16 protein-coding genes and 1 pseudogene are annotated in these 19,007 nt (G+C 70.7%); 10 read left to right on the top strand and 7 right to left on the bottom strand.

Annotated elements, in window-relative coordinates; translation table 11 throughout:
• The first annotated feature begins 70 nt into the window (after positions 1-70).
• The 9 genes and pseudogenes from ABT245_RS15835 (at position 71) to ABT245_RS15795 (ending at position 9,906) form a co-directional block, all read left to right on the top strand.
• A pseudogene (locus tag ABT245_RS15835) lies at positions 71-321 on the top strand (helix-turn-helix domain-containing protein).
• A gap of 429 nt (positions 322-750) precedes the next feature.
• The gene (locus ABT245_RS15830) at positions 751-1,593 is read left to right on the top strand and encodes a nitrilase-related carbon-nitrogen hydrolase (RefSeq protein ID WP_351733799.1); all 843 of its coding nucleotides are present in this window, start codon (positions 751-753) and stop codon (positions 1,591-1,593) included.
• On the top strand, positions 1,590-2,870 hold the full coding sequence (locus ABT245_RS15825) for an aspartate aminotransferase family protein (protein WP_351733797.1): 1,281 nt from the start codon (positions 1,590-1,592) through the stop codon (positions 2,868-2,870). Before ABT245_RS15830 ends, ABT245_RS15825 begins: the two co-directional genes overlap by 4 nt.
• Positions 2,871-2,977: 107 nt before the next feature.
• Entirely contained in the window at positions 2,978-4,543 is a 1,566-nt protein-coding gene (locus ABT245_RS15820; protein WP_351733795.1) for a PucR family transcriptional regulator, read from the top strand.
• 155 nt (positions 4,544-4,698) lie between these two features.
• The gene (locus ABT245_RS15815) at positions 4,699-5,541 is read left to right on the top strand and encodes a nitrilase-related carbon-nitrogen hydrolase (RefSeq protein WP_351733793.1); all 843 of its coding nucleotides are present in this window, start codon (positions 4,699-4,701) and stop codon (positions 5,539-5,541) included.
• Positions 5,542-5,662: 121 nt separating this feature from the next.
• On the top strand, positions 5,663-7,066 hold the full coding sequence (gene hydA / locus ABT245_RS15810) for a dihydropyrimidinase (protein WP_351733791.1): 1,404 nt from the start codon (positions 5,663-5,665) through the stop codon (positions 7,064-7,066).
• A 20-nt stretch (positions 7,067-7,086) separates the two neighbouring features.
• The gene (locus tag ABT245_RS15805) at positions 7,087-8,109 is read left to right on the top strand and encodes a TIGR03842 family LLM class F420-dependent oxidoreductase (RefSeq protein ID WP_351733789.1); all 1,023 of its coding nucleotides are present in this window, start codon (positions 7,087-7,089) and stop codon (positions 8,107-8,109) included.
• Positions 8,110-8,213: 104 nt separating this feature from the next.
• Entirely contained in the window at positions 8,214-9,731 is a 1,518-nt protein-coding gene (locus ABT245_RS15800) for an NCS1 family nucleobase:cation symporter-1 (protein WP_351733788.1), read from the top strand.
• A gap of 7 nt (positions 9,732-9,738) precedes the next feature.
• The gene (locus ABT245_RS15795; RefSeq protein ID WP_502982134.1) at positions 9,739-9,906 is read left to right on the top strand and encodes a transposase; all 168 of its coding nucleotides are present in this window, start codon (positions 9,739-9,741) and stop codon (positions 9,904-9,906) included.
• 65 nt (positions 9,907-9,971) lie between these two features.
• On the opposite strand, the gene ABT245_RS15790 is transcribed toward ABT245_RS15795, so the two are convergent.
• From ABT245_RS15790 to ABT245_RS15760, 7 genes are all read right to left on the bottom strand, one after another.
• A complete protein-coding gene (locus ABT245_RS15790) occupies positions 9,972-10,757 on the bottom strand; it encodes a class I SAM-dependent methyltransferase (protein WP_351733786.1) in 786 nt (261 codons plus the stop codon).
• Positions 10,754-12,061, bottom strand: coding sequence for a flavodoxin family protein (locus tag ABT245_RS15785; protein ID WP_351733784.1), 1,308 nt, complete (start codon positions 12,059-12,061; stop codon positions 10,754-10,756). Before ABT245_RS15785 ends, ABT245_RS15790 begins: the two co-directional genes overlap by 4 nt.
• The gene (ribD, locus tag ABT245_RS15780; protein WP_351733782.1) at positions 12,058-13,188 is read right to left on the bottom strand and encodes a bifunctional diaminohydroxyphosphoribosylaminopyrimidine deaminase/5-amino-6-(5-phosphoribosylamino)uracil reductase RibD; all 1,131 of its coding nucleotides are present in this window, start codon (positions 13,186-13,188) and stop codon (positions 12,058-12,060) included. Before ribD ends, ABT245_RS15785 begins: the two co-directional genes overlap by 4 nt.
• The gene (locus ABT245_RS15775; protein ID WP_351733780.1) at positions 13,185-14,177 is read right to left on the bottom strand and encodes a formylglycine-generating enzyme family protein; all 993 of its coding nucleotides are present in this window, start codon (positions 14,175-14,177) and stop codon (positions 13,185-13,187) included. Before ABT245_RS15775 ends, ribD begins: the two co-directional genes overlap by 4 nt.
• 124 nt (positions 14,178-14,301) lie before the next feature.
• Positions 14,302-15,990, bottom strand: a complete 1,689-nt coding sequence (locus tag ABT245_RS15770; protein ID WP_351733778.1) for a WD40 repeat domain-containing protein — start codon at positions 15,988-15,990, stop codon at positions 14,302-14,304.
• The gene (locus ABT245_RS15765) at positions 15,987-16,559 is read right to left on the bottom strand and encodes a GTP cyclohydrolase II (RefSeq protein WP_351733776.1); all 573 of its coding nucleotides are present in this window, start codon (positions 16,557-16,559) and stop codon (positions 15,987-15,989) included. The genes ABT245_RS15770 and ABT245_RS15765 overlap by 4 nt, the downstream gene beginning before the upstream one ends.
• Positions 16,560-17,018: 459 nt before the next feature.
• The gene (locus tag ABT245_RS15760; protein ID WP_351733774.1) at positions 17,019-18,479 is read right to left on the bottom strand and encodes an MFS transporter; all 1,461 of its coding nucleotides are present in this window, start codon (positions 18,477-18,479) and stop codon (positions 17,019-17,021) included.
• A gap of 128 nt (positions 18,480-18,607) precedes the next feature.
• Between ABT245_RS15760 and ABT245_RS15755 the strand changes: the two genes are divergently transcribed.
• Positions 18,608-18,904 (top strand): ArsR/SmtB family transcription factor, encoded by a 297-nt coding sequence (locus ABT245_RS15755; protein ID WP_351733772.1) that lies wholly within the window; start codon positions 18,608-18,610, stop codon positions 18,902-18,904.
• Positions 18,905-19,007 lie beyond the last annotated feature (103 nt).

Here is a 19,007-nt window from a genome sequence, read left to right as displayed (position 1 = left end):
GGCCCGGCCTGACGGCCCGGCCGCGTGAGTTCCCTCATGCCCATCGGTGTACCGGCATGAGAATGGCGGCGTGGTGCGCACCCCCCTCACCCCGGAAGAGCGCGAGCGGGGCGAGCGGCTCGGGCGGCTGCTGCGCGCCGCGCGGCGGCCGGAGCATGACGGAGGTCGCCGCCGATGCGGGTGTCTCCGCCGAGACGCTCCGCAAGATCGAGACGGGCCGTGCGCCGACCCCCGCCTTCGTTCACCGTCACGGCGCTCGCCCGTGCGCTCGGTCTGTCGCTGGACGAACTGCCGGAGCGCTGCGCGCTGGTCGAGGTGTGAGCCCCATGGCCGCGCCCCTCGTGCGCGGCGATCCGCGGCCTGCCGGCCGTTCCCGTGGGCGGTCGCAGCCGCCCGGAAAACTCCCTGTAGCGGTGGGGTGACGCCCTAGACGCGTACGTCCGGGCCCGTACCCCCGCGGAGGTGGCCCGCGTAGTGCCGCCGTCGATCCACAGCGCCTCGTACCGCATCTGCCCGAGGCCGCGCGGGGCGGCTCGCAGGAGCGACACTGGGAGCTGGTGCACGCCCTGTGCGTGGCGGGATCGCCGCCTGACCGGCCCAGCGGCTCACCCACTGGAGTGTGAAACATGATCGACTCCGCGGGTTCACGACGATGGTCTTGGCAAGCCCGCCCGGGAGGCTTACGTTCGTCCCTCTACCGCCTGTGTCTACGGGCGTAGAGGCTCTGAGGTCCCGTCGAAGGAGCAGCTCATGGCCGACGTCCTGCGCGCCGCTCTGGTCCAGGCCACCTGGACCGGCGACACCGGGTCCATGGTGGCGAAACACGAGGAGCACGCCCGCGAGGCGGCCCGCCGGGGAGCCCGGATCATCGGCTTCCAGGAGGTCTTCAACGCCCCCTACTTCTGCCAGGTCCAGGAACCGGAGCACTACCGCTGGGCCGAGCCGGTGCCGGACGGGCCGACCGTGCGCCGTATGCGGGACCTGGCCCGCGGGACCGGCATGGTGATCGTCGTGCCGGTCTTCGAGATCGAGCAGTCCGGTTTCTACTACAACACCGCGGCCGTGATCGACGCCGACGGCAGCTACCTCGGCAAGTACCGCAAGCACCACATCCCGCAGCTCAAGGGCTTCTGGGAGAAGTACTACTTCAAGCCAGGCAACGCCGGCTGGCCCGTCTTCGACACCGCGGCTGGCAAGGTCGGCGTCTATATCTGCTACGACCGGCACTTCCCCGAGGGCTGGCGCCAACTGGGCCTGGCGGGCGCCCAGTTGGTGTACAACCCGTCGGCCACCTCGCGCGGCCTCTCGGCCCATCTGTGGCAGCTGGAGCAGCCGGCCGCGGCGGTGGCCAACGAGTACTTCATCGCCGCCATCAACCGGGTCGGGCAGGAGGAGTACGGGGACAACGACTTCTACGGGACGAGCTACTTCGTCGACCCGCGCGGACAGTTCGTCGGTGACGTCGCCGGCGACAAGGACGAGGAACTGCTCGTCCGCGATCTCGACCTCGACCTCATCGAAGAGGTGCGGCAGCAGTGGGCGTTCTACCGCGACCGCCGCCCCGACGCCTACGAAGGGCTGGTGCAGCCGTGAACGACCTCTACGCCCGCCACCGCAACGTCCTGCCCGACTGGCTCGCCCTCTACTACGAGGACCCGCTGGAGATCACCCACGGCGAGGGACGCCACGTCTGGGACGCGCGCGGCAACCGGTACCTGGACTTCTTCGGCGGCATCCTCACCACGATGACCGCCCACGCGCTGCCCGAGGTGACGAAGGCGGTCAGCGAGCAGGCGGGGCGGATCATCCATTCCTCGACCCTCTACCTCAACCGGCCGATGGTCGAACTCGCCGAGCGCATCGCCCAGTTGTCGCAGATCCCGAACGCCAGGGTGTTCTTCACCAGCTCCGGCACCGAGGCCAACGACACCGCCCTGCTGCTCGCGACCGCCCACCGGGGCAGCAACACGGTCCTGGCGATGCGCAACAGCTACCACGGCCGCTCCTTCAGCGCGGTCGGCATCACCGGCAACCGCGGCTGGTCCCCGACCGCCCTGTCCCCGCTGCAGACCCTGTACGTGCACGGCGGCGTCCGCACCCGCGGCCCCTACGCCCATCTGAACGACGCGGAGTTCATCGCCGCCTGCGTGGCCGACCTGAAGGACCTCCTCGGTCACACCCGGCCGTCCGCCGCCCTGATCGCCGAGCCCATCCAGGGCGTCGGCGGTTTCACCTCGCCGCCCGACGGCCTGTACGCGGCCTTCCGCGATGTGCTCCAGGAGCACGGCATCCTGTGGATCGCCGACGAGGTGCAGACGGGCTGGGGCCGTACCGGAGAACACTTCTGGGGCTGGCAGGCACACGCCCGCGGCGGCCCGCCCGACATCGTCACCTTCGCCAAGGGCATCGGCAACGGCATGTCCATCGGCGGGGTCGTGGCCCGCGCCGAGATCATGAACTGCCTCGACGCCAACAGCATTTCGACGTTCGGCGGCACCCAGGTCACCATGGCGGCCGGTCTGGCCAACCTCACCTATCTGCTGGAGCACGATCTGCAGGGCAACGCCCGGCGGGTCGGCGGTCTGCTCATCGAGCGGCTGCGGTCCGCCGCGCAGCTGCCCGGCGTACGCGAGGTGCGCGGGCGCGGGCTGATGATCGGCATCGAGCTGGTGCGGCCGGGCACCGACGAGGCCGACCCCCAGGCGGCCTCCGCCGTCCTGGAGGCGGCCCGCGAGGGCGGGTTGCTGATCGGCAAGGGCGGCGGCCACAACACCAGCGCCCTGCGCATCGCGCCGCCGCTGTCGCTGACCGTCGCGGAGGCCGAGGAGGGCGCCGACGTCCTCGAACGCGCCCTCAGGAGCACGCAGTAGCTGCGAGCCCGGCAGCGTCAACCCGGCACCGGCATCCCGCGGCCCCGAGGAGAACCGAGCAGCAGAGAAAGAAAAACGACGCAAGAGAGAAGGAAGGGGAGCATGCCATGACCACCGCCTTGGAGCCCCTGGAACCCCTGCTGTCGGTCCGTCAGGTCCTCGCCCTGGAACGGGTGCTGGCCGGGGAGCCCGAGGTGGTGGCCGGCGCCGCCCAACTCGACCGGCCGGTGCGCTGGGTGCATGTGGCCGAAGCCGCCGACGTCGGAGTGATGCTCACCGGCGGGGAGATGGTGCTCACCACCGGGGTGCTGCTCGCCGGCGACGAGGACAAGCAGGCCGAGTACATCAGGTCGCTGCACCGCGCGGAGGCCGCGGCCGTCGTGCTCGGCCTCGGCCGGGCGTTCCCGGCGCCGCCGGACGTGATGCGCCGGGCCGCCGAGCGGTGCGGGCTGCCCCTGGTCGTGCTGCACCGGCCGTTCCCCTTCGCCGAACTGACCGAGGAGGTGCAGTCCCGGCTGGTGCGGCGCAAGTTCGCCGCCGTCAGCCTCTCGGAGGCGGTACGGACGGCGCTGACCGCCCTGATCACCGCGGGCGCGCCGCTGCAGAGCCTGCTCGACGAGGTCGCCGCGCACAGCGCCTGCCCCGTCGTCGTCACCAACCTCGCCCACCGGGTGCTGGCCACGGCGGGGGAGCGGCCGGCCGTGGACGACGTACTGCGCGACTGGGAGCGCATCGCACGGCAGGCGGGCGGCAGCGAGGGCGACGGCTGGATCCGGGCCGAACTGGGCGGACGCGGGGAGCGCTGGGGACAGCTCATGCTGTGCGGCTACCGCGGCGGCACGGCCGCCGGCCTGCTGCTCGCCGGCCGGGCCGCCGAGGCCCTGGTGCTGCACCGCATGCTCGGCGGCGGCTCGGCCCACTCCTGGGAGGAGCAGTCCGCGCAGAGCCTGCTGACCGACCTGGTCTCCGGGGTGGTACCCGCCCGGCAGCTGCTGCCGCGGGCGCGGGCGGCCGGGCTGCCCGTCAACCGGCGGACCTTCGTCCCCCTGGTGGTGCGCGATGTCGCGCCCGCCGGGCTCGACCGGGTGCTGCGGATGCTGGGCCTCGCCGGACTCGTCGCCGAACTCGCCGACGGGGCCACCGCGGTGCTGCTGAGCCTCGCCCGTGACCAGGACGCGCAGGCGCTCACCGCGCACTTCGCGGCCCGGCTGCGCTCCGAGTCCGGCCGGACCCGGAGCGTGGTCGCCGCGGCCGGGCCGCGGACCGTCTGGGACGAGGTGCCCGCCGGACTGCACGAGGCCCAGCGCGTCGCCGACGCCGTCGCCGACTCCTCGGCCGCCCTCGACCTGCCCTGCGTCGTCCGGCTCAGGGACGTCCATCTGCGCGGCCTGATCCGGCTCCTGCGCGACGACCCGCACGTCCAGTCCTTCGCTGAGCGGGAGCTGGACGGGCTGCTGTGCGGCACCGACCAGGACCTGCTGAACGTGCTGCGGACCTATCTCGCCACCGGCCGCAACAAGTCCCGCACCGCCCAGCTGCACCATGTCTCCCGGCCCGCGCTCTACCGCCGGCTGGAGGCGATACAGGCCCGGCTGGGTGTCGACCTCGATGACTTCGAACAGGCGGCCTCGGTACACATCGCGCTGCTCGCGCATGACGCGCAACAGGGCTGAAACATGAAATGACCTGTGAAAACGGCGGTGAAACATGGCCCCGAGCCGATGTGACACGGTGGCACGCCACACCCCCGCAGACGTGACACACTGCCACTCAATCCGCATCCGAGGACTTCCTAGGCTCACCGGACACCGAGCGACCGGAGGTCCCGATGAGCCAAGTGATCCGTGCCGCCCTCTTCCAGACCGCCTGGACCGGCGACAAGGAGTCGATGATCCAGGTCCACGAGCAGGCGGTCCGCGACGCGGCCGCGCAGGGCGCCCGCGTCCTGTGCTTTCAGGAGCTGTTCTACGGACCGTACTTCTGCCAGGTCCAGGACAAGGCGTTCTACGAGTACGCCGAGCAGATCCCCGAGGGCCCCACCGTGCGCCGCTTCCAGGCCCTGGCACAGGAGTGCGGCATCGTCCTCGTCCTGCCCATGTACGAGGAGGAGCAGCCCGGTGTCCTCTACAACACCGCGGCCGTGATCGACGCGGACGGCTCCTACCTCGGCAAGTACCGCAAGACCCACATCCCGCAGGTCGAGGGCTTCTGGGAGAAGTTCTACTTCCGCCCCGGGAACAGCGGCTGGCCCGTCTTCGAGACGGCCGCCGGCCGGATCGGCGTCTACATCTGCTACGACCGGCACTTCCCGGAGGGCTGGCGGGCGCTGGGCCTCGCCGGCGCCGAGATCGTCTTCAATCCGTCGGCCACCTCGCGCGGCCTGTCCCGCTATCTGTGGCAGCTGGAGCAGCCGGCCGCGGCGGTGGCCAACGAGTACTTCGTGGGCGCGATCAACCGGGTCGGCGTCGAGGACCTCGGCGCCAACGACTTCTACGGGACGACGTACTTCGTCGACCCGGAGGCCCAGTTCGTCGGCGAGGTGGCGAGCGACAAGGAGACCGAACTCGTCGTGCGCGACCTGGACCTGGCCAAGCTGCGCGAGGTCCGCGACCGCTGGCAGTTCTACCGCGACCGCGCCCCGGGCGCCTACGGTCCGCTGACGGCTCCGTGATCGCGCCGCTCGCACGGACGCGCCCCCGAGCGACGCGGGGCCGTGTCCGCCGTGCGGCCGCCGCCGCGCGGGCGCGGGCGGCCCCATCGAATCCGCACATGACCAGCGAGGGAGTGGACCCATGACCGGCCGTACCGTCATCCGCGGTGGACTCGTCGTCACCGCGTCCGACGAGATCCACGCCGACGTCCTGATCGAGGACGGCCGCATCGCCGCCCTCGCGGCCTCCGGCACCGAGGCGGCCGGGGCCTTCACCGCCGACCGGAGCATCGACGCCACCGGCAAGTACGTCATCCCGGGCGGGGTCGACGCCCACACCCACATGGAGATGCCGTTCGGCGGCACCTCCGCCTCGGACACCTTCGAGACCGGCACCCGGGCCGCCGCCTGGGGCGGCACGACGACGATCGTGGACTTCGCCGTCCAGAGCGTCGGCCACTCGCTGCGCGAGGGCCTGGACGCCTGGCACGCCAAGGCCGAGGGCAACTGCGCCGTCGACTACGGCTTCCACATGATCGTCTCCGAGGTGAACCCGGAGACGCTGAAGGAGATGGATCTGCTGGTGGAGGAGGGCGTGACCTCCTTCAAACAGTTCATGGCCTACCCGGGTGTCTTCTACAGCGACGACGGCCAGATCCTGCGCGCCATGCAGCGTGCCGCCGACAACGGCGGGCTGATCATGATGCACGCCGAGAACGGCATCGCGATCGACGTCCTGGTCGAGCAGGCCCTCGCCCGCGGCGAGAGCGACCCCCGCTACCACGGCGAGGTCCGCAAAGCCCTGCTGGAGGCCGAGGCCACCCACCGAGCCATCCGGCTCGCCCAGGTCGCCGGGGCGCCGCTGTACGTCGTGCACGTCTCAGCGCAGGAGGCGGTCGCCGAACTGACCAGGGCCCGCGACCAGGGCCTGAACGTCTTCGGCGAGACCTGCCCGCAGTATCTGTTCCTGTCGACCGACAACCTCGCCGAACCCGACTTCGAGGGCGCCAAGTACGTCTGCTCCACCCCGCTGCGCCCCCGGGAGCACCAGGCGGCGCTGTGGAGGGGACTGCGCACCAACGACCTCCAGGTCGTCTCCACCGACCACTGCCCCTTCTGCTTCGCCGGCCAGAAGGAGCTGGGCCGGGGCGACTTCTCGAAGATCCCCAACGGCCTGCCCGGCGTCGAGAACCGCATGGACCTGCTGCACCAGGCCGTCGTCGACGGACATGTCTCCCGCCGCCGCTGGATCGAGATCGCCTGCGCCACCCCGGCGCGGATGTTCGGCCTGTACCCGAAGAAGGGCACCATCGCGCCCGGCGCCGACGCCGATGTCGTCGTCTACGACCCGCACGCCGAGCAGGTGCTGTCCGCGACGACCCACCACATGAACGTCGACTACTCGGCCTACGAGGGCAAGCGCGTCACCGGCCGGGTCGAGACCGTGCTCTCGCGCGGCGAGGCCGTCATCACCGAGCGGGAGTACACCGGACGCGCCGGCCACGGCGTCTACACCCCGCGCTCCACCTGTCAGTACCTCAACTAATCGAACGAGGAGTGGCGCCCATGGACTTCGGGCTCGTTCTGCAGACCGACCCGCCGGCCTCCCGCGTCATCAGCCTGATGCAGCGGGCCGAGCGCAACGGGTTCAGCCACGGCTGGACCTTCGACTCCGCCGTGCTCTGGCAGGAACCGTTCGTGATCTACAGTCAGATCCTGTCCGCCACGGACACGTTGACCGTGGGTCCGATGGTCACCAACCCGGGTACCCGCACCTGGGAGGTCACCGCCTCCACGTTCGCCACCCTCAACGACATGTTCGGCAATCGCACCGTGTGCGGCATCGGCCGCGGCGACTCGGCGATGCGGGTGGCGGGCCGCAAGCCCAACACACTGGCGCGGATCAGCGACGCCATGAAGGTTATCCGGGCGCTGGGCCGTGGCGAGCAGGCCGACCTCGGCGGCGGCACCGTCGTCAGGTTCCCCTGGATCAGACCGGGCGCCGAACTCCCGGTCTGGATGGCCGCGTACGGCCCCAAGGCCCTGAAGATGACCGGTGAGGAGGCCGACGGATTCATCCTCCAGCTCGCCGACCTCTACCTCACCGAGCACATGGTCAAGGCCGTGAAGGACGCGGCCGTCGCCGCCGGGCGCGACCCCGCCGAGGTGACCATCTGCGTCGCGGCCCCCGCCTATGTCACCGCGGACGACTCGCCCGAGGCCCTCGCCCACGCGCGCGAGCAGTGCCGCTGGTTCGGTGGCATGGTCGGCAACCACGTCGCCGACCTGGTCGCCAAGTACGGCGCCCACTCGGGAATGGTGCCGGACGAGCTGACCGAGTACATCAAGGCGCGTGAGGGCTACGACTACGCGCACCACGGCCGCTCGGGAAACCCGGACACGGCGTTCGTGCCGGACGAGATCGTCGACCGCTTCTGTCTGATCGGCCCGGCCTCCGCGCATGTCGAAAAGCTGCGTGCGCTGCGCGAGCTGGGTGTCGACCAGTTCGCGGTGTACGCGATGCACGACGCGAAGGAGAAGGTGATCGAACAGTACGGCCGGGAGGTGATCCCGGTGGTGAACGCATGACCCACGGCTTAGCCCCGACGGCAACTCATCAGCACAGCACGGCAGTTCACGGCATCCGCACCGTCGCCGTCCCTCGTTCCCCTCCCTAGAACGGACTGCTGCCCATGACCGACACCGCCCCACCCCGCATACCCGACCCGGCCATCGAGCTGGCCGGCGACGCCTACCCGGCCGGCAGCCGCTACGCCAACGACGACCTGCGCCCCGTCCCCCTCGCCGAACGCCGCTGGACCACCTACAACTTCGTGGCCCTGTGGATCGGCATGGCCCACTGCATCCCGTCCTGGACGCTCGCTTCGGGACTGGTGGCCCTGGGCATGGACTGGAGACAGGCCGTCCTCACGATCGCGCTCGCCAACGTGATCGTGCTGCTCCCGATGCTGCTCACCGGCCACGCGGGACCCAAGTACGGCATACCCTTCCCGGTACTGGCCCGTGCCTCCTTCGGTGTCCGCGGCGCGAACCTGCCCGCGATGGTGCGGGCGGCGGTGGCCTGCTGCTGGTTCGGCATCCAGACGTGGATCGGCGGCCAGGGCATCTTCATCCTCCTGGGGAAGATCTTCGGCGGCTGGACGGACGCCGCGAAGACCGGCGGCTACCCGTGGACCCTGTGGCTCTGCTTCGTGATCTTCTGGGTGCTCGAACTGGCCATCATCTACCGGGGAATGGACACCCTGCGCCGGTTCGAGAACTGGGCGGCGCCGTTCGTCCTCGTCGGCGCGGTGGTGCTCCTGGTCTGGATCGCGAACAAGGCGGGCGGTTTCGGTCCGCTGCTGCACGAGCCGTCGAAGGTCGGCTGGGGCGCGGACTTCTGGAAGGTCTTCTTCCCGGGCCTGATGGGCATGATCGGCTTCTGGTCCACCCTCAGTCTCAACATCCCGGACTTCACCCGCTTCGGAAAGGGCCAGCGGGCACAGGTCTGGGGCCAGACCCTCGGCCTGCCGACCACCATGACACTCTTCGCGCTGATGTCGGTCCTGGTGACGGCCGGTTCGGAGAAGGTCTACGGGGTGGCGATCTGGGACCCGGTCGAGCTGGCCGGCAAGACCGACAACGTCTTCGGTCTGCTCTTCGCCCTCATCACCGTCTTCGTGGCGACGATCAGCGTGAACATCGCGGCGAACGTGGTCTCACCCGCGTATGATCTCGCGAACCTCGCCCCGAAGATCATCAACTTCCGTACGGGCGCGATCATCACGGGCATCGTGGGCGTCCTGGTGATGCCGTGGAAGCTGACCTCCACGCCCGAGCTGTACATCTTCACGTGGCTGGGTGTGGTGGGCGGACTGCTCGGCACGGTGGCGGGCATTCTCATCGCGGACTACTGGATCATCCGGCGGACCGTGCTGCACCTCGCCGACCTGTATCTGGAAGGCGGGCGGTACTGGTACTCGGGCGGCTGGAACTGGCGGGCCGTCGTCGCCTTCGCGGTCGGCGGTGTGCTGGCGGTCGGTGGCTCGTACTCCACGCTGGACGAGAAGGGGAACAAGGCAGGACCGTTTCCGACCGACGGCATCGTCCCCTTCCTCAAGCCGCTCGCCGACTACGGGTGGGCCGTGGGGCTGGGAGCCTCGCTCGTCGGCTACGTCCTGCTGACGGCCGGAGGGCGAAAGCGGCCATGAGAGGAGGCTGCTGCCGGGCGACGGGGTTCGCCCAGCGGCAGACCTGTGGCGGTTCAGGACGGGCGGGCAGCGGCGGGAGATGCCGGCGGAGTCCGGTGCCTGGTCGACCGTCCCCAACCGCTTCCGGCAGTGGCGTGACGCCGGGGTCTTCGAGGGGCCCTCCTGGAGGGCCTGATCGCCAAAGCAGCGCAGCGGGATGAGGTGGATCTGTCCCCGGTCGGCATCGAGGCGAGCGAACGGTCACGGCAATGCGCCTGGCGCTGTCTCCTCCTGCCGGGATCCGGCCGGCTCTTTGCGGCAACGCAGCATGATCAGCGGCGGGTTGGCCAGGAAATCGTCCCAGAAGCCGTCGGTGAACGCCGCCTTCGATGCCTCCGGCACCTGGAGCGGAACCCATTCCACGTTCCGGAACCCGGCGGCGTGCAGAACGCGCTCGTACGTCTTTTGTGGCGGGCAGTTCGTGTCGAAGCCGATCGGCGGGTCGAGCAGTGCCGTGATGTGCACCCGGGGGCCCATCGGCGTCGCGCCCACCTGTTCGTAGCGGAATCCGTAGGGGTCGGTCGAGGGGCCATCGAAGCGGAACGCGGGATTCTGGGTCAGGGCGTAGAATCTCCCGCCGTCCTTCAGGCTGCCGTGGACAGCGCAACACATCCGGGCCATGCCCTCCTCGTCATCGGCGTAGTTGAGCAGATAGACCGCGGTCGCCACGTCGAACGCGGGCTCCGGGAAGTCCAGTTCGGCGGCGTCCCGGACCTCGTAACGGATGCCCGACGGACGCCGTGCCTCGATGCTCCGGGCGGCGGCGATCATCTCGCCGGAGATGTCGACGCCCAGAACGTGCGCGGCGCCCAGCCGTTCGATCTGCCGGGTGTAGAAACCGGTGCCGCAGGCGAGGTCCAGCACACTACCGCCGGTGAGCGGGCCCAGCATGTCCAAGAAACTGGGCACCTCCACGTACCGGGCCATCGGAAGGGTCTTGAACCCCTCGTATGCCTCGCCGATCTCGTCGTACTGCTGAACGCTCACATCACTGCCCTTCCCCTGTGGCCCTCGAAATGCGCGCCGGCCGCCCCGTACGGCGAGCGGCCCGCCTGCCGCTCCGGCTGTCGACGCAGCCAGTGCCCGACCACCGCGGCCCGGCCTCCCTGGTGGCGGACGGCGGCCAGCACCTGCGGGCTCGGGACGGCGCCGTCCGACAGGGCGTACGCGCAGCCGTACGGGTTCCCGCCCGCTGCGAACACCGCGGAGTCGGTGTACCCGGGGGGTGCGACCACGGCGCCGCAGTGGAACAGCACCTGGTGGAACGCCAGCAACGCCGACTCGCTCCCCGTGTGCGGGCGCGGCGTGACGGCGAAGGCGCTCGCCGCCTTCCCCGCCAACGGGCCGCCGCCGACCACCGGTTCGAGCCGCTGCGCGAAGTCCAGCAGCGGTGCGGCCAGCGTGCCGAGCCGCGCCGCGGCACCGAACACCACCGCGTCGGCCCACGCCAGGTCCTCGGCGGTGACCACCTGGGCCCGGGGAGCACCCCATGGCCCGCCCGGCGCCGGCCCGTTGCCCGGGCCGGCGTCCCGCACACGCCGCAGCCGGACTTCAGCCCCGGACTCCCGGGCGCCCGCGGCGCATTCCTGGGCCAGGGTCCGGACGGCGCCGCCGTCCGCGTGGTGCACCACCGTCACCCGGGTGGGACGGCGCGTCGTGTCCGGTACGGCGGGTGGGTGGCAGCGCGGTCCGCGCGCGGCGAATCCGGCCAGCCGCCGCCCCTGCGCCCACGCGGCCCGTATCTCGGGCGGCCCGACCTCACTGCCCCGCCGGTAGGCGGCGGACAGGCCGTAGGGATTGCCGCTGGTGCCGGTGTGCTCCGTGTCCCCGAGATCCGCGCCGAGCACCCAGGAGCCCCAGTGGTAGACGCTCTGGTACAGGCTCAGCAAAGTGGCCTCGCGGCCGCCGTAAGTGCACTCGGCGGAGGTCATCGCGGTCACCACCCGGTCCGCCAGCAGGCCCTGGGCCCACAGCCGGGCCGTGGAGTCGAGGAAGCACTTGAACGGCGCGGAGACATTCCCGAAGTAGGTGGGCGTCGCCAGCACCAGCCCGTCCGCCCAGAGCAGGTCATCGGGCGTGGCCACCTCTTCCTCCAGCGCGAAGGAGGCGGTCATCCCCGGCTCCAGCGGGTCCTCGGCGGTGTCCGCGACCCGCAGCAGCCGCACCTGTGCCCCGCGGGCGCGGGCCCCCTCGGCGGCGGCGACGGCAAGCCTGCGCATCGTGCCCCGGCGGCTGTGGAAGACCACAGCGACCCGAGGCCGCTCCCGGCCGGCGCTCCACCGGCCGGTCATCGCGCCTCCGCCGCTGGCTGCGGTGCGGTGCGCAGCACCAGCCGCATGTCGTCCCCGAGCTGGTGCATCTCACCGAACCGGAACCGCAGCCCCTGCGCCAGGCTCATCGCGCCGAAGTCGTCCAGGACGGCGCGGCCGCCCGCACCGAGGAACATGGGCGCCAGGTAGGCGACGGTGCGGTCGAGCAGGCCGCGCCGGGCGAACGCGGCGGCCAGTTTGGCACCGCCTTCCAGCAGCACCGAGCGCAGTCCGCGCCGGTAGAGCTCGGCCATCAGCTCCGCGACATCGATGCCCTGCGCGTCACACGGCAGGGCAAGCACCTCATGGCCATGCGGCAGCAGGGGCAGCCGGGCGCCCTCGGCGACCACGACGACCGTCGGCGCCGCGTCGTCGAGGACCCGGGCCTCCCGCCGGATGCCGCCGGTCCGGTCCAGCACCACCCGTAGCGGCGGCCGGCCGGTGACCCCGTGCCGCAGCCCCAGGTGCGGGTCGTCGCTGCGCAGCGTTCCCGAGCCGACCAGTACCGCGTCGTGCGTGGCCCGCAGCACATGGCCGTCCGCGCGGGCCGCGCTGCCGGTGATCCACCGTGAGGTGCCGTCCGCCGCGGCCGTCCGGCCGTCGAGCGTGCCGGCGAACTTCCAGGTGACGCACGGCCGGCCATGCCGGGCCGCGGTCAGCCACAGCTCGTTGCCGCGCTCGGCCTCCTCGCGCAGCACCCCGCCGACCACCTGCACGCCGGCGGCCCGCAACCGCGCCGCGCCGCCGCCCGCCTGCGGTGTCGGGTCGTCCACGGCATAGACGACCCGGGCCACCCCGGCGTGGAGCAGTGCCTCGGCGCACGGGCCGGTGCGGCCCTGGTGCGCGCAGGGTTCCAGCGTGACCACCGCGGTCGCGCCGCGCGCCCGCGCGCCGGCGGCGCGCAGGGCCTCCACCTCCGCATGCGGCTGCCCAGCTCCCCGGTGGTATCCCTCGCCCACCGGGCTGCCGTCGCGGGCGAGCAGCACACACCCCACCACCGGGTTGGGGCTGGTGTGCCCCAGGGCGGTGGCGGCGAGACGCACGGCACGCGCCATGGCGTCGTGTTCGGCGGGCGTGACAGCGGGGGGCTGCGCCTCCCCGGCGCTCATATCGTCTCCGCGAGGCGGAAACCCATGGCGTAGATGTCCCGTTCGTACCAGCCGTGCCGGCGGCGGCAGCGGGCGAGGTCGCCGAAGCGGGTGAAACTGCCGCCGCGGGCCACCCGGTAGGTTCCGCGGGTGCGGGCGAGATCGTCGTCGACCGGGTCGCCTCCGGGGTAGGCCTGGTAGTCGTCCGCGACGTACTCCTCCACGTTTCCGGCCATGTCGTGCACCCCGAACGGGGAGCGTCCCGCGGGATGGACGCCGATCGGCACCGTGGTCAGCGGCCCGCCCTCGACGGTGTTCGCGCACAGCGGCCGGAACGATTCCCCCCAGGGGTAGGCGCGGCCGTCGCCGCCGGACGCCGCGTACTCCCACTCGGCCTCGGTCGGCAGCCGGAACCGGCGCCCGGTCGCAGCGGCCAGCCAGGCGGCGTAGGCGTCCGCGGCCTCGGCGGGGACGGTCCACACCGGGTGGTTGGACAGCGGTGCGGGATAGGCACCGAACTGCCAGGAGGAGGGCAGCCAGGTGCTGGAGGTGTCTTCCAGGAACAGCCGGTACTCGGCGTTGGTGACGGGGTGCAGGGCGATCCGGAACGCGGCCAGGCGCACTTCGTGAACCGGGCACTCCTTGGCGATCCACTCCCGCTCGACCCCGGCATGCCGCCACTGCCCGACGACGGCGTCCACCGATTCGGGCGCCAGCCCCAACGAGACGCATGCCGCCGGTACTTCGGCCATCGGCGGGTCGTACGGCTGCACCCGGGGGTCCCCGACCAGTCCCAGGACGGTGCCGGCCGCACAGCGGGTGGCGAACTCCTGCCGGGGGTCCTCGGCCAGGGCGACCAGCTCTTTCGGGGTCTTCGCCAAGAGGTCCTGATGGTTGCGCAGGGCCCAGTACGGACCACGGGAGACGAAGGAAGGGGGAAGTCCCATCGCCTCGCGGTCGGACAAGGTGTTGGGGTTGGCCATGACGGCGGGCGGCGTACTGCCGGTCACGATTGCCTCCGGTGTGCTGTCACGAGGATGGAGCCCACTGGCTGGAGCCACGGCGGGGACGCGGACATGGGCCGGCCGGGAAGGCGGGCACCGACCCCGCTTCCCGGACAGCCGGTCGTGGCGGTCAGCCGGCGAGCGGGTAGACCTGCCCGTCGTAGGACGCGGCGAGGAACAGCTTCTGCTCCGCGTCATAGGCGAGAGAGGAGATCCCGGCAGCCGTGGGGCGGGTCACCGCGCTCCACGAGGCGGTCGTACGGTCGTAGATCGCGACCCGGCCGTTGTAGCTGCCGGTGGCGATCAGCCTCCCGTCGTCCGAGGCCGCGACGCACTTGATGGAGTGCGTATGCGGCGTCGACAACTCGTGGGCGTTGCGTTCGGGGTCCCACAGCCGCAGCTTCAGGTCGCGGCTGACACTGGCGAACCAGCCCTCGCCGAGCCCCGCGCAGCCGTTGGCGATCTTGTTATGGGCATGGTCGAGGGTGGCGACCTTCTCCAGCGTCGAGACGCGGTACCAGGTGGCCGAGGCGTCCGCTGCGACGGAGAAGAGGAAGTCGCCGGAGACGGCGACGCCCTTTACCGCGTTGGTGTGCAGGGGCAGGTCCCGGACGTGCTCGGCCCGGCCGTCGCCGGTCAGCCGCAGCACCACGCCCTCGCCGGTGTACGCGCCGACGACCGCGTGCCGGGCGCCGTCGTGCTCGAAGGCCGCCGCGCAGTTCAGCGGAGAGCGGTGCTGGTACAGCTCGTTGCCGGTCAGCGCGTCGAACACCTTGCCCAACTGGCCGCCGGTCAGTACCAGATTGCCCAGCGGCGCCAGGAAGTTGCACAGGCTGCCCGTCTCGGCGACCACGGCGCCGTCGCTGCGCACGATGCCCGCGTCCCCCACGGTGAGGCTCGGCGCGGCCGGCCGGGGCAGGACGGCGTTGATGCCGCCGGTGCTGGGGACCGTGGCGGTGTCCCAGACGCGCTGCTCGTAGTCGTAACGGCGATAGGTGGCGCCAAATGTCGCGAAGACCAGCCGGGAGCCGGCGGCGAAGGCGCAGGAGCGCGGCCAGACGTCGTCAGGCAGTGCGGTGGTGCCCATCGGCTCGGGCCGCCGTGAAGCGACGTTCCACAGCCGCATGGTGCGGTCGTAGCTGAGGCTGACCAGCAGGTTCCGCGCGTCGTCGAGAACCAGCCGTTTGATGCCGGCGTCGTGTGCGGGCAGCACCTCTCGGCCGTCCGCGCCCACCACGATGATCTGGCCCTCGTCGTTGCCGGCGAAGATGGTGCCGCTGGAGGAGATCGCGATGGTGTCGGTCTCCACGCCCTCCATGTCGAGGTCCGCCAGCAGCCCGCCGGTCTCCAGGGACCAGTGCTTGATGGTGCCGTCGTCGCTGGAGGAGATCAGCTCGTCCGCGCCACGGCTCCACTCGACGGAGATGACGTCCGCGGTGTGCCCGGTGAAGGTATGCGTCAGCCGCCCGCCGAAGTCGTAGACCCGCACCCGGTGGTCCCGGGACGCGGTCGCGATCAGCTCCTTGGCCGGGTGGAACACCGACATCTCGACGTCGTCCTCCTGGCCGTCGAACACGGCGACCAGCCGCAGCTCCGGTACGGTCCACATCCGCGCCGTGTAGTCGCTGGAGGAGGTGAGCAGAAACCGGCCGTCCGGCGAGAAGGCGCACTGGTTGACCAGATGGTCGTGCAAGGAACGGGAAATCGACTCCCCGGTCTTCTGGTCCCAGCAGATGACTTGGTTGTCGTAACCGGCGGTTGCCACGTAGCGGTCCTGCCAAGCGGCTATTCCGCTGATGGGGCCCCGGTGCTGAATCATGCGATCTCCTGCGTGATCTCGATGCGGTGGCCGTGCAGCTCCACCTTCGCTCGGAGGTAGCGAAGGTTGCATTCGTTGAGGAACGCCCCGGTGGGGACCTGATCCACGACGTCGATGCCGTAGCGCCGCAACTGCTCGGTCTTGTCCGGGTTGTTGCTGAGCAGGCACACCTGGGACGTGCCCAGCACGCGCAGCATCTGGGCTGCTGCCCGGTAGTCCCGGAGGTCGTCGGAGAAATTCAGATGCCGGTTGGCGGCAAAGGTGTCCAGGCCCAGGCGGTCCTGGACGCTGTAGGCATCGAGCTTGTTGTACAGGCCGATACCCCGGCCCTCCTGCCGGAGGTACAACAGGATGCCGCCGGACACGGACAGCATTTTCAGCGACTCCGTCAGCTGCGGGCCGCAGTCACACCGGGCAGAGCCGAAGACATCGCCCGTCAGGCACTCCGAGTGGACCCTGACCAGTGGGGTGTCGGCTATCGGGTCGAAGGTGAGCGCCAGATGCTCCAGCCCGTCGCTGAGACCTCGGAACGAAACCATGTGCGCGTTCAGGGCGGTGCCGTCGGCCAAGCGCAGAGGTACTTCCACCCGTACTCTGACGCTTGCACCGTCGTGAACCGGGTCCGCCTCCGCGGTGCGCGATGACGTGTTCTCGCCTTTGAGTGCGTCGGTCACTGATCCTCCAGGTTGACGAGCCACCTGTATGCGTTGCTTCCGGACCAGCAAGAGTCTTCACAACGCGGCCCGCAACGGACATGCGGTACGCACCGATACATGCCCGAAGCATTTTCCGGTGCCTGCCGAGTCCCCACCGAAAGGGCCTCGCCGCACCAGAGTCGGTCTTGCCGCGGAACCGTTGGGTGCCTCGGCACCGCACCGGGCCGCCACCCTGAAGCGCGAGGGTGGCGGCCCGGTGCGGTGCGGTCGGCGGCGTCGTTCGTATCCAGCGGTGTAAGGCCCTTGGCGGACCTCCAGGGGCCGACGGGCGGCGTGACGGATGCGGCACGGCTTGCCGCGGGGTGTCCCCGGTCAGGCGGTCCGTCCCGCTCCCTTGCGAAGCGGATCGGTCTCGGTGGTGGTGTCCTCGTCAGCCGGATCGGCTTCCGGGGCCTCCCGCACCACGGTCCGAAGCCCCGCACCGATGCCCAGCAGGGCCGCCAGCGCGGTGATGGTGAAGACGATGCCAAGGGCGCTGTGCTGCGCCCAGCCCTGGGCGGCGCCCAAGGCGCTGACGGCGGTGCCCAGGCCTGTCATCACGGCGACGGACAGGGTCTCGGACAGCTGGAGGTTGGAACTGGCCGCGCCCTCTTGGCCCTTGGGGGCCAGCGCCAGGACGATGGTGGTGACGGCGGGGTACACAAGCCCCATCCCGAAGCCGGCGATGGCCCAGCCGATGACGGCGAGCGCCACACTCTGCAGCTCGGTGCCGATGGAGACGGCGATCAGCGCGTCACCGGCCAGCAGCAGCACGAAGCCGGCGACGACGCGGCTGTGCCGCCCCTTGCCGCCACTGCGGGTGTCCAGCTTGGCCTGGATCCAGGCACCGCTGACCCAGGTGAGCGCTCCCGCGGAGAGCGCCAGTCCGGACTCCAGGGTGCTCAGCCCCAGGACTTGGGTCATGCTCAGCGGGAAGAAGGACTCGGCACCGTAGTAGGCGGTGCTGACGAGTCCGCGCACGATCATGCCGGCCGGCATACCGCGCCTAACGGCGAGCGTGCCGGGCGGCAACAGCTTGCGCAGCATCGGCAGCGCCAGTGCGGCACCCACCGCCACGAGCGGCAGGGTGAGCGCCAGATTGTGCTCCTCCAGCCCGGCCAGCACGGCGCCCGCGCCCACCACCAGGAGCAGGGTGAAGGGAATACGGCTCTTGTCGGGGGCCGAGACCTCGGGCGGTCCCAGCTTGCGCAGTGCGGGCAGGGTCAGCACCACGCCGAAGGGCACCAGCGGCACCAGGACGATGAAGACCACCCGCCAGTTGCTGGCCTCGGCGATGGCGGCGGCGACGGCCGGCCCGAGCAGCGCGGGCAGCGTCCAGGCGGAGGCCACCAGCGCGAGCATCCGGGCGCGCAGCTTGTCCGGGTAGGCGCGGCCCACGGTCAGATAGGCGAGGGCCAGCACCCCGCCGACACCGGCTCCCTGAAGCGTCCTGCCGAGCAGGAACACAGACCAGTTGGTCGCGATGGCGGAGACCACACAGCCGACGATGAAATAGAGGAATGACTGGAGGTAGGGACGGGTCGGCCCCGTCCGGTCCGCCCCCTGGCCGGCGAGAACGGTGCCGAAGATATTGGCCAGCATGAACGCGGTGAAAGCCCAGCCGAACAAGCCCAGCCCATCGAGGTCCTCAGCCGCCGAGGGGAGCACCGTCGCGACGCCCAGCCAGAGGAACGCCACCAAAGTGACCGAGAGGATCAGCCCGATGGTGAGGGACCGATATCGGGGGGACCAGATGCCCTCTTCTTGGGCGCTCGTGCGAGCGGACTCGCTCATGAGCTCTCCAAACCTGTACAGCGCGGCTGCGCGATGGCTATGGGGCGCTTTTAGCCCGCCCCGCTCATATAGGAGATTCCCTATACAGTGAAACCACTATATAGAGATTCCTTGATACGCTGTCAAGCGTGACCACCAACCAGTCAAGTGCCGCAATGCTGAAGGCTCTCGGCCATCCCGTGCGGCTGGGCATCGTGCGTGCGCTGGCCGTTCAACCGGAGACCTGCGCCTGCGACTTCACCGAGCTGTTCGCCGTGTCACAGCCGACCATCAGCCAGCATCTGAAGGTGCTGCGCGAGGCCGGTGTGGTGAGCACACGGCGCCGTGGTGTGCAGATCTGCTACTCGGTGCGGCCGGAGGCCATCGCCGAGCTGCGTGAGCTGCTGGAGGGGCTCGCACCGGCAGCCCTGGCCGACGTGGGCTAGGCGTATTGATCACGAGCGTTGTTGACACTCGTGGTGCTTGATCATGGTGAAGCCCACTCGCTCACGCACCGCTCGACGGCACTGCGGCGGCGGTACTGCGTGT

This window comes from Streptomyces sp. NPDC001508, assembly GCF_040298665.1.
GTDB lineage: Bacteria > Actinomycetota > Actinomycetes > Streptomycetales > Streptomycetaceae > Streptomyces.
Note: the sequence above shows the minus strand (reverse complement) of the source record. Positions and strands in the feature narration are given on the sequence as shown.